Source organism: Plantibacter lichenum, from assembly GCF_050587525.1.
Taxonomy (GTDB): Bacteria; Actinomycetota; Actinomycetes; order Actinomycetales; family Microbacteriaceae; genus Plantibacter.
Map to the genome: position 1 here is coordinate 1 of NZ_JBOBFT010000005.1, position 13,099 is coordinate 13,099.

The 13,099-nt window shown below is 66.6% G+C and carries 9 protein-coding genes; 5 read left to right on the plus strand and 4 right to left on the minus strand.

Annotated features, from left to right (window positions below):
* Positions 1-1,247 (plus strand): iron uptake transporter deferrochelatase/peroxidase subunit (efeB, locus tag ACQ3HB_RS08190; protein ID WP_430919430.1); only part of this gene is annotated, 1,247 nt, incomplete at its 5' end.
* A gap of 262 nt (positions 1,248-1,509) precedes the next feature.
* On the opposite strand, the gene ACQ3HB_RS08195 is transcribed toward efeB, so the two are convergent.
* From ACQ3HB_RS08195 to ACQ3HB_RS08210, 4 genes are all read right to left on the minus strand, one after another.
* Entirely contained in the window at positions 1,510-1,941 is a 432-nt protein-coding gene (locus tag ACQ3HB_RS08195) for a hypothetical protein (RefSeq protein ID WP_430919432.1), read from the minus strand.
* Between the two features lie 244 nt (positions 1,942-2,185).
* The gene (gene typA / locus ACQ3HB_RS08200; RefSeq protein WP_430919433.1) at positions 2,186-4,093 is read right to left on the minus strand and encodes a translational GTPase TypA; all 1,908 of its coding nucleotides are present in this window, start codon (positions 4,091-4,093) and stop codon (positions 2,186-2,188) included.
* Between the two features lie 181 nt (positions 4,094-4,274).
* Positions 4,275-5,984, minus strand: a complete 1,710-nt coding sequence (locus ACQ3HB_RS08205) for an ABC transporter family substrate-binding protein (protein WP_430919435.1) — start codon at positions 5,982-5,984, stop codon at positions 4,275-4,277.
* A 233-nt stretch (positions 5,985-6,217) separates the two neighbouring features.
* Positions 6,218-7,927 carry an ABC transporter family substrate-binding protein gene (locus tag ACQ3HB_RS08210; RefSeq protein ID WP_430919437.1) on the minus strand — a complete coding sequence of 570 codons (1,710 nt, stop codon included), beginning with the start codon at positions 7,925-7,927 and terminating at the stop codon, positions 6,218-6,220.
* A gap of 289 nt (positions 7,928-8,216) precedes the next feature.
* On the opposite strand from ACQ3HB_RS08210, the gene ACQ3HB_RS08215 reads away from it, so the two are divergent.
* The 4 genes from ACQ3HB_RS08215 to ACQ3HB_RS08230 all read left to right on the plus strand — a co-directional run bounded on the left by ACQ3HB_RS08215 (position 8,217) and on the right by ACQ3HB_RS08230 (position 13,001).
* Positions 8,217-9,200 (plus strand): ABC transporter permease, encoded by a 984-nt coding sequence (locus ACQ3HB_RS08215; protein ID WP_430919439.1) that lies wholly within the window; start codon positions 8,217-8,219, stop codon positions 9,198-9,200.
* 2 nt (positions 9,201-9,202) lie between these two features.
* On the plus strand, positions 9,203-10,126 hold the full coding sequence (locus tag ACQ3HB_RS08220) for an ABC transporter permease (protein WP_430919764.1): 924 nt from the start codon (positions 9,203-9,205) through the stop codon (positions 10,124-10,126).
* 40 nt (positions 10,127-10,166) lie between these two features.
* Complete coding sequence (locus tag ACQ3HB_RS08225; RefSeq protein ID WP_430919765.1) at positions 10,167-12,281, plus strand: ABC transporter ATP-binding protein; 2,115 nt, start codon at positions 10,167-10,169, stop codon at positions 12,279-12,281.
* A gap of 93 nt (positions 12,282-12,374) precedes the next feature.
* Complete coding sequence (locus ACQ3HB_RS08230) at positions 12,375-13,001, plus strand: hypothetical protein (protein WP_430919441.1); 627 nt, start codon at positions 12,375-12,377, stop codon at positions 12,999-13,001.
* Positions 13,002-13,099: the final 98 nt, after the last annotated feature.

Sequence of the window (13,099 nt, forward strand, 5' to 3'; positions counted from 1 at the left end):
GGCGTGGTCTGTTCGGACTCGCCGGCGTCGGCGCGGCGGGCCTCGCGGTCGGCGGCGGCGCAGGAGCAGCCATCGCGACCGCCATGGCCGGCGGCGGTAGCGGCATCGACGCCTCCACGGTCTTCCCGTTCGCCGGAGAGCACCAGAGCGGCATCACCACCCCCGCACAGGACCGCTTGCACTTCGCCGCCTACGACGTCTCCGACAGCGCCACCCGCGACGATCTGATCGAGCTCCTCAAAGACTGGTCCTTCGCCGCGGACCGGTTGACACGCGGCCTGGAAGTGAGCGAGTCCGGCGCCATCGACGGCTCGCCCCTCGCTCCCCCGGACGACACCGGCGAAGCACTCGGGCTCCCTGCGAGCGGCCTCACGATCACCATCGGCTTCGGCCCGACGCTCTTCACGAACGAGGACGGCGCGGACCGCTTCGGCATCGCCTCGAAACGTCCGGACCTGCTCGAGAAGCTGCCCCGGTTCACGGGCGACAACCTCCAGGCCGGGCTGAGCGGCGGTGACCTCTGCATCCAGGCGTGCGCCGACGACCCGCAGGTCGCGGTGCACGCGATCCGCAACCTCAGCCGCATCGCCTTCGGTCGCGCTTCCATCCGCTGGTCCCAGCTCGGCTTCGGTCGAACGTCCTCAACGTCGACGTCGCAGACGACGCCGCGCAACCTCTTCGGGTTCAAGGACGGCACCGCGAACATCAAGTCGGAGGAGACGACGACGGTCGACGGCCAGGTCTGGGTCCACCCCGACGACGGAGCGAAGTGGCTCGCGGGCGGCTCGTACCTCGTCGTGCGCAAGATCCGCATGATCATCGAGACCTGGGACCGCTCACAGCTCCAGGAACAGGAGCGCGTCATCGGCCGGAGCAAGGGCGCGGGCGCTCCGCTCTCCGGCGGAACCGAGTTCACCGAGCCGGACTTCCAGACGAAGGGCGCGACGGGTGATCCGCTCATCGACAAGGATGCGCATGTGCGGCTGGCCCACTCGAGCGTCACGGGTGGGGCGAAACTCCTGCGCCGCGGCTACAACTTCGTGGACGGCAACGACCAGCTTGGACGGTTGAACGCAGGCCTGTTCTTCATCTCGTACCAGCGGTCGCCGCAGCAGTTCATCGACATCCAGCGTTCCCTGGCGACCGATGCGCTCAACGAGTACATCAAGCACGTCGGCTCCGGCATCTTCGCGGTCCCTCCGGGCGCCACGAAGAACGGCTACGTCGGCGAGACCCTCTTCTCCTAGCCTCATCCGGGCTGCTTCTCCGAGCCGCCCGTCCTTCATCGCCCGACCGGCGACATCGCTCTTTGCCGCACCGGTGTGTTCACAACTCAGGAGACGTGCGGCGTGTCGCCCGCGAGGCGCCGCACTGCGCCATCGACACGCCGAGACGCTCCTGAGTTGTGAACACGGAATGGCGATGCGGCGCGGTCGGCTGGACGGACCCGACGGCTGGGCGGCGCTCAAGAGCGCTCGCGGAAGGCCGGAGCTGGCCTGTGGCTGGAGGCTAGCGGGCGGAGACCGTGTAGAGGACGGACTCGGCCGTCACGACGACCTTGACGTCGTAGGCGTCAGAGGACAACGTCACGAGTGAGCCCTCCCCCGTCGAAGCCTCGGCGTCGACGGCGAAGCCGGCCGCGACGAGCGCGTCGCGCGCAGCAGAACCACTGTTCGGCGTCTGAACCGTGATGACCCACACATCCTTGCCGCCGATCTGCGACAGCGCACCGACGGTCGATCCCTCGACGAGCGGAACGACATCGGACGGGAAGCCCTCCGGCACGCCCTCCTTGAGGTTGACGTCGAGCTTGCCGCCGCTCGCATCGGTGATCGCCTGCTCCACACCGTCTCGGACGGAGGACTCGATCGCGCTGCAGCCGGCGAGGGCCGGAACGAGCAGGGCGGCGGCGGACAGAGTCAGGATCACAGAGCGTCGCATGCCTCCAGAGTACCGCGCGCGACGCGGCATCACCTGGACGTGGCATCGTCGCAACGCACGACGCTCGGTGTTCACAACTCAGGAGCGTTCGGGCGTGTCGGGGCCGACGTGCCGTGTGTCGCGGCCGACACGCCGCACAGCGCCTGAGTTGTGAACATCGAACACTGCACGCGAAGCACGCGGGAACGACGATGCCCCGCCATCCGAAGAGGGCGGGGCATCGTGAGCGACTGCAGCGGGAGGACTACTCCGACTGCTTCTTCAGCCGCGAGGTGTTGCGGGCGCGAGCCTGGCCGTCGAGCTCGACCTTGCGGATGCGCACGTTGTCCGGCGTGACCTCGACGCACTCGTCTTCGCGAGCGAATTCGAGGCTCTCCTCGAGCGTGAGGACGCGCGGGGGCGTCATCGACTCGAAGTTGTCGGCGGAGGACTGACGCATGTTGGTCAGCTTCTTCTCCTTGGTGATGTTCACGTCCATGTCGTCGTTGCGCGAGTTCTCGCCGATGACCATGCCCTCGTAGACCTCTTCCGTGGGCTGCACGAAGAAGGACATGCGCTCCTGCAGAGCGATGATGGCGAACGGCGTGACCACACCGGTGCGGTCGGCGACGATCGAACCGTTGTTGCGGGTGACGATCGCGCCGGCCCACTCGCCGTAGCCGTGCGCGAGCGCGTTGGCGATGCCCGTGCCGCGCGTGGCGGTCAGGAACTCGGAACGGAACCCGATGAGTCCACGCGACGGGACGATGAACTCCATGCGGACCCAGCCGGTGCCGTGGTTCGACATGTTCTCCATGCGGCCCTTGCGAGCGGCGAGGAGCTGCGTGATCGCGCCGAGGTGCTCCTCGGGAGCATCGATCGTGAGGTGCTCGTACGGCTCGTGGATCTTGCCGTCGATGCGCTTCGTGACCACCTGCGGCTTGCCGACGGTGAGCTCGAAGCCCTCGCGACGCATCTGCTCGACGAGGATGGCGAGCGCGAGTTCTCCTCGGCCCTGCACCTCCCACGCGTCCGGACGACCGATGTCGAGGACCTTGAGCGAGACGTTGCCGATGAGCTCGCGGTCGAGACGGTCCTTGACCATCCGAGCCGTGAGCTTGTGACCCTTGACCTTGCCCATGAGCGGCGAGGTGTTGGTACCGATGGTCATCGAGATGGCCGGGTCGTCGACCGAGATGGCCGGCAGCGCGCGGACGTCCTCTGGGTCGGCGAGTGTGTCGCCGATCATGATGTCGGCGAAACCTGCGACGGCGACGATGTCACCGGGGCCGGCGCTCTCGGCCGGGTAGCGGTCGAGCGCCTTCGTGATCATGAGCTCGGTGACGCGCACGTTGTGCACATCGCCGTCGGCACGGACCCAAGCGACCGTCTGGCCCTTCTTGAGCGTGCCGTTGAAGATGCGGAGCAGCGCGAGGCGACCGAGGAACGGCGAGGCGTCGAGGTTGGTGACGTGCGCCTGCAGGGGGTGCTCGTCGTCGTACTGCGGAGCCGGGATGTGCTCGAGGATGGCCGCGAACAGGGGTTCGAGGTTCTCGCTGTCGGGCAGTTCGCCGTTCTCGGGCTTGTTGGACGACGCGCGGCCGGCCTTGCCGGACGCGTAGACGACGGGCACGTCGAGGACGGCGTCGAGGTCGAGGTCGGGGAAGTCGTCGGCCATGTCGCTCGCGAGACCGATCAGGAGGTCCTGGCTTTCGACCACGACCTCGTCGATGCGGGCGTCGGGGCGGTCGGTCTTGTTGACCAGCAGGATGACGGGGAGCTTGGCTTCGAGGGCCTTGCGGAGCACGAAGCGCGTCTGCGGGAGCGGACCCTCGGACGCGTCGACGAGCAGGACGACGCCGTCGACCATGGACAGGCCGCGCTCGACCTCGCCACCGAAGTCGGCGTGGCCGGGGGTGTCGATGACGTTGATCGTGATGGGGCCGTCAGTGGCGTGTTCGCCCTTGTACGAGATCGCCGTGTTCTTGGCGAGGATCGTGATGCCCTTTTCGCGCTCGAGCTCGTTCGAGTCCATGGCGCGTTCTTCGAGGTGGGCGTGTTCGGCGAATGAGTTGGTCTGCCGCAGCATGGCGTCGACGAGGGTGGTCTTACCGTGGTCAACGTGGGCCACGATCGCGACGTTGCGCAGATCGGTACGAGTGGCGAGCGCCATAAAGCGTTGGCTTCCTTCGGTGTCTTGGGGTTTCGGCTAGATGTAGCCGACGGACCATCATACCCCAGGCTTGCTGCACGCCTTCTGAGCGGCGTGGCGAACGGGGTGTGGACGGTGGGTGGACGGCAAGGAGCGGCCGCGGGCTGACGAGCTCGCGGCCGCTCCCCTGCGTGCGGTTCGGTTACTTCTTCCAGCCCACGTGCTGCCAGTCGATCGTCTCGAACTGCGTCGGACCGTAGTTGACGAGGCCCGTCTTGACGCCGTAGGTGAACGGCACCGGGAAGAGCGGGATCGTCGTGGCGAGGGCGACGATCTTCTTGTCGATGTCCTTCGCGATGTCGAGTCGCTTGGCCGGGTCGAGCTCGGCGTTGGCCTTCGCCCACAGGTCACCGAGGCTGTCGTCGGTCACGCCGGGGAAGTTCTGTCCGGAGTCGGCCGGGTAGAAGATCGATTCGGTGCTCGAGATCGGGAACGCGGTGCCCTGCCAGGAGAAGCTCACGGCATCGAAGTCGCGCGTCTCGGTCGTGACGTACTTCGTGAAGAAGTCGTCGGACGGGACGGTGTCGATCTTCACGTCGAAGCCGGCTTCCTTCGCCTGCGCCTGGATCTGCTGCGAGGTCTCGGCGGAAACGGGGTTGTCGGAGTCGATGACGTAGCGCACGGACAACTTCTTGCCGTCCTTCTCACGGATTCCTCCGCTGCCCTCCTTCCAGCCGGCTTCGTCGAGCTGCTTCTTGGCGCCGTCGAGGTCGTAGCCGATGACCTTCGAAGCGTCGTCCTCGTAGCCGTCCTGGCCGGGCAGGAAGATGAGGTTGTTCAGCAGTTGCACGGGCGCGTCGATGCCGCTCAGGCGGGCCTGGGCGAGCACGTCGCGGTTGAGCGACTTCGCGAACGCCTGGCGGACGTTGACGTCGCTGAGGATGTCGGTCGTGCCGTTGAGCGTCACGTGGCTGTAGATCGTTCCGCGTGAGCGCTGGATCTCGGCATCGCTGCGCTTCTGCGCCGTCTGGTAGTTGTCGGAGTTGGTACCGATGCTGAAGACGTCGAGCTCGCTGTTGGCGAAGGCCTGCGCGAGACCCGCACGGGAGACCTGCTTGAAGATGATCGAGTCGAGCTTCGGCTTGTCGCCCCACCACTTGGGGTTCGGCTCGAAGGTGACGACGGCGCCCGTCTGGTCGATCTTCGACACGATGTACGGTCCGCCGGACACGTAGGTGGTTCCGTCCGCCGCGAACGGCCCCTTGGCCCAGAGCGTGTTGAAGTGCTCGGGAGTGTCACCCAGCCACTTGGGCCAGATGTTCTGGAGGATGGACGGCCAGTCGGCGTTCTTGTTCGCGAACGTCATGAGGACGTCCTGCGGACCGTCGCCCGCCTCGACCGAGGAGATGTCCTTCCAGACGTTCGTGGCGGTCGGCGCGTAGGCGGGGTCGACGCCGTTGAGCGACTTCCAGGAGGAGATGAAGTCGTCGACGCTCATGGGCGTGCCATCCGACCACACCGCCTTGGGGTTGATCTTGATCTCGACGACCTGCGGGTCGTCGCTCTTCAGCTCGACGGACTCCGCGAAGTCCTTGTTGGCTTCCCAGGTGCCGTCTTCCTTGATGTTGACGTAGGCGGCCGTGTAGATGTTGGTGAGGAACTGGTCGTCGACCGTTCCGGAATCGAGGTTGTAGAGGTTCCAGTTGGCCGGGATCGCGTCGACCGCGAGCTTCAGCGAACCGCCGTCGGCGACATCGCCGGCGTCAGCCCTGGTCCAACCGGTGCCGGGAAGATCGGCCGATGCGGAGGACGGTGATCCCCCGGTCGAACCGCCGCCTGTGCAGGCCGTCAACGCGAGTGCTGCGATCGAGACGGTGGCGAGGATCATCCCGCGTGTTCTCTTGGATCTCATAGAGGTCCACCCTTTCGTGACATCGGAATGCGCTACAGATATCACCCAGTGCAGACGACATACGTAGCGCAAGTTCAATGTGCACCATCCTGCACCCGGATGTCCGTGACACCCCAACGGGTGTCGGATCGTTACCGTTTCGATTTCTCCGCGTCACAGCAGAACGCTCCGGCGGGCACGTCCGACGGATGTCGTTCGCGCCCGTCGGAGCGGGTGTGGCGTCGCGGTCGCGACTACTGCTTCCAGCCGACCGCGGTCCAGTCGATCGTCTCGAACTGGGTCGGACCGTAGTTCACGAGCCCGGCCTTGACACCGTAGGTGAGTGGAACCGGGTAGAGCGGGAGCGTCCCGGCGAGCGCGACGACCTTCTCGTCGAGCTGCTGCACGATCTTCAGCCGCTTCTGCGGATCGAGTTCCGCGTTCGCTTCCTTCCAGAGGGCGGGCAGGTCGTCATCGGTCACGCCCGGGTAGTTCTGCCCGGAGTCCGCCGGGGAGAAGAGCGACTCCGCGTCCGAGATCGGGAACGCGGTACCCACCCAGCTGAACGGCACCGCATCGAAGTCGCGGGTCTCGGTGGAGACGTACTTCGTGAAGAAGTCGGCCGATGGCACCGTGTCGATCGTGAGGTCGAACCCCGCCTCCTTCACCTGCGCCTGCACCTGCTGAGCCGTCTCGGCGCTCACGGGGTTGTCCGCCGTGATGACGAAGCGAACCGTCAGCGATGCGCCGTTCCGCTCGCGGATGCCGTCTTCGCCGGCTTTCCAGCCCGCGTCGTCGAGCAGCTGCTTCGCCCCATCGAGGTCGAAGCCGAGCACCTTCGAGGCGTCGTCGGTGTACCCGTCCTGTCCGGGAAGCAGGATGAGATTGTCGAGCAGCTGGATGGGGGCGTCGACGGCGCCGAGCCTGGCCTGGGCGAGCACGTCGCGATTGAGTGACTTCGCGAACGCCTGTCGCACCTGGACATCGCTGAACACCTCAGAGCGCCCGTTGAGCGTGATGTGACTCCAGATCGTGCCGAGCGAACGCTGGATCTCGGCGTCGTTCCTCGACTTGGCGGTCGTGTAGCTGTCGACCGTCGTGCCGATGTTGATCACGTCGATCTCCTGGTTGGCGAACGCCTGCGCGAGGCCCGCGCGGGAGACCTGCCGGAAGTTCAGCGCATCCAGTTTGGGCTTCTCACCCCACCAGGCCGGATTCGGCACGAAGTTCACGACGGCGCCGGTCTGGTCGAACTTCGACAGGATGAACGGCCCGCCGGACACGTACGTGGCGCCGTCCGCCGCGAACGGCCCCGTCGCCCACAAGGAGTTGAAGTGCTCTGGGGTGTCCCCCAACCACGCCGGCCAGATGTTCGTGAGCATGAGCGGCCAGTCGGCGTTCTTGTGCGCGAAGGTGATGACGACGTGCTGGTCGTCGTCCCCGGCCTCGACCGATGCGACGTCCTTCCAGATATTCGTCGCCGTGGGCGCGTACGCCTCGTTCGTCCCGTTGAGCGACGTCCACGTGGACACGAAGTCGGCGACGCCCATGGGCGTTCCGTCCGACCAGACCGCCTTCGGGTTGATCCGGATCTCGACCGTCTGCGGGTCCTCGCTCGTCAGCTCGATCGACTCCGCGTAGTCCGGGTTGGCCTCCCAGCCGCCGTCCTCGGTGTTCGAGACGTAGTTCGCGAGGAACAGATTACTGAGGAACTGGTCGTCCGCGACACCCGAATCGAGGTTGCGGAGGTTCCAGTTGGCCGGAACTGCGTCGATCGCCAGGTTGAGCGAACCGCCGTCGGATACGTCGGCGCGATCCGCCCTCGTCCACCCAGTCCCCGGGAGCGCGGAGGAGTCCGTGGCGTCAGGGCCACCGCCTCCCGTCCCACCCGAACAGGCCGTCAGCGCCAGGGCCGCGATCGCGAGCCCGGCGATGAGCAATCGTCGTCGTTGAATGATTCTCATCGAGCGTCTTCCTTTCGTCAGGCATCTGCGCACTATGCTTGATGAACATGAGGTACAGATGCGTAATACATCATGACATCAAGCGCTCAGACCGAGTCAAGGGCGTCGCAGGATCGTTACCGTTCCGGTTTCCATCGACAACATGACGGAAACATACGTTTCGTTTCCTTGACACACCCCTCGTTTTCCGTTCCGGACAACTGTGGGGTTACAGTGTCTGCACCCCGCACAACGGGAACTTTGATGTGGACACAACGACGTTCCGCACACAACATCGCAAGGCTGGTACATGATCGGATTCATTGCGCGGCGGCTGGTGAACTATGTCTTCCTCAGCGCCATCGCCACCATGCTGGGGTACATCCTCGTCAGCGCGACCCTCCAACCCTCGGCACGATTCCTCGGCAAGAACCCACCCATCCCCCAAGCGTCGATCGACGCGGCACTCGACAAGATGGGCGTGAATCCCAACGTCCCCATCCTCGAGCGGATGTGGGACTGGGTCGTCCAATTCGTCACGACCGGATCCCTCGGGATCAGCACCCGCGGAACGCAGGTCACGGCCGACATCATCGAACGCTCGGGCACGAGCCTCCGCCTGCTCATCATCGGCACGGTCCTCGGCGCCGTCATCGGTGTGGCGCTCGGCGTCTGGGGCGCCGTGCGCCAGTACAAGACGAGCGACCAGGTCATCACCTACGCGTCGTTCACGATCCTCGCGATGCCCGTGTTCGTGCTCGGCATCCTGCTCATGATCGGGGCGACCGCGCTCAACCAGGCGGTTGGCACCAACCTCATCAACTTCACGGGCGAGTACACGGCTGGCCTGCAGGGCGGGTTCTGGACCCTGTTCGGCGACCGGCTGATCCACCTGCTCCTCCCCACGATCACCCTCGTGCTCGGCGCCGTCGCCACCTACTCGCGGTACCAGCGCAGCGCGATGCTCGACGTCATGAGCGCCGACTACATCCGGACCGCCCGCTCCAAGGGTCGCACCCGCGGGTCCGCGATCATCCGCCACGGCGTCCGCGTCGCCCTCATCCCCATGTCGACCTTCTTCGCGTACTCCTTCGGACTGATCCTCACCGGAGCGAGCGTCACGGAGAACGTCTTCAGCTGGCACGGCATGGGCGAGTACCTCTTCACGAGCGTCTCGAACGCCGACATCAACGCGGCCTCCGGAACCATCCTCTTCACCTCCATCCTCGTGCTCATCGCCGGAACGCTCTCCGACGTGATCTACGCGGCCCTCGACCCGAGAGTGCGGGTGTGACCATGTCCGTGACCGATCCCACCATCACGACCGTCGGCGAGCCCGAGACCATGCAGGGCGCGCCGCGCCGGCCGCAGTCGCGCGGACGGACGATCTTCCGCAAGGTCCTCGCGACCAAACGCGCCCGCATCGGCGGCGGCGTCCTCCTCTTCATCATCCTGTGGTCGTTCATCGGCCCGCTCCTCTACCCGTGGTCGTTCACCGATCAGGACGGTCTCGCCTTCAGTCAGCCGCCCTCGCTGTCGCACTGGTTCGGAACGAACAACATCGGCCAGGACGTGTACGCGCAGACGCTCGTCGGACTGCAGAAGTCGCTCGTCATCGGCCTCATCGTCGGACCGGGTGCTGCACTCATCGCCGGTGTCGTCGGAGCCGTCGCCGGCTACGTCGGCGGACTCTGGGACAAGGCGATCGTGTGGATCATCGATCTCCTCCTCGTCATCCCGGCCCTCTACCTGCTCGTCCTCATCAGCCCGATCTTCCGGTCGCTCTCCTGGATCGCCCTCGTGGTGTTCCTCGCGATCTTCGGCTGGATGGTGCTCGCAAGGGTGATCAGAGGACAGACGATGTCGCTGCGCGAACGCGAGTACGTGAAAGCGGCGCGCTTCATGGGCGTGCCCGGGTTCACGATCGTCCGTCGGCACATCCTGCCGAACGTCGCCTCGCTCCTCATCATCGACGCGACCCTCGGCATCGGAGCGGCCATCCTGTCCGAGACGACACTGAGCTTCTTCGGCTTCGGCGTCCAGGCGCCCGACGTGTCGCTCGGCACGCTGCTCGCCCTCAACAGCGGGGCGGCCGTCACCCGGCCGTGGCTCTTCGTCTTCCCCGCCGCCATCCTCGTGATCACCGTCCTCGCGTCGAGCCTCCTCGGCGACGCGCTCCGAGATGCTATCGACCCGACCTCAGGAGCGAACCGTGACTGAACGACCCACCACCGGACCGCTCGACCTCGGCGGCGCGAACGTGCGCCCGCTCGACGCGGGTTCGACGGGCACCGGCGCCCTCCGTCCCGAGCCGCTGCTCTCCGTCCGCGACCTCAGCGTCACCTTCCCGAACAACGGCACCCCCGTGCATGCCGTCCGCAACATCTCGTACGAGGTGGCGAGGGGCGAGTTCCTCGGCATCGTCGGCGAGTCCGGATCCGGCAAGAGCGTCTCGTCAATGGCGGTGATGGGCCTCCTGCCCACCAACGCGCAGATCGAGGGCAGCGTGCGCTTCAACGGCCAGGAACTCCTCGGCCAGGACGACCGCCAGCTCTCCAAGGTCCGCGGCAGCGAGATCGCGATGATCTTCCAGGACCCGCTCTCGGCGCTCACCCCCGTGTACACGATCGGGCAGCAGATCGCCGAGGGCCTGCGTCTCCACGACGCCAAGCTCTCGCAGCGCGCTGCCGAAGCTCGTGCCGTCGAGCTCCTCCGCATCGTCGGCATCCCGAACCCCGAGCGGCGGGCGAAGGCCTTCCCCCACGAGTTCTCCGGCGGCATGCGGCAGCGGGCGATGATCGCCATCGCGATCGCGAACGACCCGCAGCTCATCATCGCCGACGAACCGACGACCGCGCTCGACGTCACCATCCAGGCGCAGATCCTCGACGTCCTCCAGGAGGCGAAGGACATCACGGGCGCCGCGGTGGTCCTCATCACCCACGACCTCGGCGTCGTCGCCGGCAACGCGGACCGTGTGGCGGTGATGTACGCGGGGCGCATCGTCGAAACGGCTCCCGTCGTCCCACTCTTCCGTGAACCGATGATGCCGTACACGATCGGGCTCCTCCGGTCGATGCCGAACATGGCCGTCTCCCAGCAGGACCGCCTGGTCCCGCTCGAGGGCCGGCCGCCGCTCCTCACCGTCGTCCCCACCGGCTGCCCGTTCGCCCCCCGCTGCCCTGCGGCGGTCGCCGCGTGCCTCGACGGCGAGCCGGCGCTCGCCCCGGTCCACGACGCGCTGGGCGCCGACCGTGTCGCAGCGTGCATCCGAGCCGACGAGATCGCGAGCGGCGAGCTGCTCCGCTCCGACATCTTCCCTCGTCCCGAACCCGTGCCGGAGGACGAGGTCGCCGAGGTCGAGCCCGTCACGGTCCTCGATGTGCGCGACCTCAAGCGCACCTTCCCGCTCACGAAGGGAGCCGTCTTCCGGCGGGTGATCGGCACGGTTCGCGCAGTGGACGGCATCTCCTTCACCGTCGACCGCGGCCGCACCCTCGGTCTCGTCGGAGAGTCCGGCTGCGGCAAGACGACGACCATCATGGAGATCCTCGAACTCGCAGGCGCCCAATCCGGCAGCATCCGGGTCAACGGGGTCGATACCTCCACGCTCTCCAATCGCGATCGCAAGAAGATGCGCGGCGACATCCAGGTCGTGTTCCAGGACCCCATGGCATCGCTCGATCCCCGCATGACGATCGAGGACATCATCGGGGAGCCGTTGACCGTCCTCGGCACCTCGAAAGCGGACATCAGCCGCAAGGTGGCAGACATGCTGGAGCTCGTCGGCCTCGAACCGACGTACGCCGGCCGGTACCCGCACGAGTTCTCCGGGGGGCAACGGCAGCGCATCGGCATCGCCCGAGCCCTCGTCGTCGAGCCGAAGATCCTCGTGCTCGATGAACCGGTGTCGGCGCTCGACGTCTCCGTGCAGGCCGGTGTCATCAACCTCCTCGAGGACCTCAAGGAACGGCTCGGACTCTCCTATCTCTTCGTGGCGCACGATCTCGCGGTCGTCCGGCACATCGCCGACGACGTCGCGGTCATGTACCTCGGGCGCATCGTCGAGTACGGTCCGGCCCAGGAGATCTTCGAGCGGCCGAAGCACCCGTACACGCAGGCGCTGCTGTCCGCGGTGCCCGTGCCGGACCCCGTCCTCGAGAGCTCGCGCCGTCGCATCCTCCTGAACGGCGACCTGCCCTCCCCCACGGACGACATCACGGGATGCAATTTCCGCACGAGGTGCCCCCTCTACCAGCTGCTCCCGCCGGAGAAGCAGGCGATCTGCCAGCAGGACGATCCCCAGGAACGGCCGCTCGACGGTCGGTTGGTGGCCTGCCATCACGCGGAGAGCGACCGCCTCGTCCCGGCCTGAGCGAGGGAGTGGCGAGCACTCACGGGCGTCGTGCGGGCGGATGGAATCCACATCGGCCCGCACGATCCGTTCGAGGCTGAGAGGATGGACGGTGTGAACAACGCATCTGCCGAACCACGACGACGAGTGACCCTGCGAGCGACGGGCGGGTACTGGATCCTCGGGGTGACGGCCGCGCTCGTCCTCTTCTTCATCGTCGACGCCGTCAGCCGCGGTGCGTGGACCTTCGCCCTCGCCGCGCTCCCCTGGGAGCTGCTCGCGGTCTGGGTCGTCTACGTCGTCCTCGTCCGCCCGTGCGTCGTCGTCGAACCAGCGAAGCTCTCGATCGTCAACATCGGGCGGGTGCACGAGATCCCGTGGACTCGCGTCGACTCCATCACGAGCCGATTCCAGCTCTCCGTCATCCTCGACGACGGTCGCCGCATCGTGAGCTGGGGCGCCCCGTCCGTGGGACTCGACCGCCCCTCGATCCTCGGCGATTCCTCGCGTCGTCGTCAGGGCGTCGATCACCAGGACCGTGCCTCCGGGGTCCGCGACGGCGGTCGTGGGGACGCCGCGCAGGCGGTTCCCGCTGCACGGCTCATCGAGCAGGCTCATGAGCAGTGGGGCGAGGTGACGCCCGACGGCCCGAACGACATGGTGACACGTCTCGACATCCCGGCGGTCGCGGTCACGCTCGCGCTGGCTGCGTGGGGCGTTGCGTCCATCCTCCTCGGCTGATGTTCGCGTTCCCGGTCACTGACGTTCCCGGTCACCGGCAATCCCGGTCACTGAGCCTGTCGAAGTGCGCGATCGGTGGAGCCCTTCGACACGCTCAG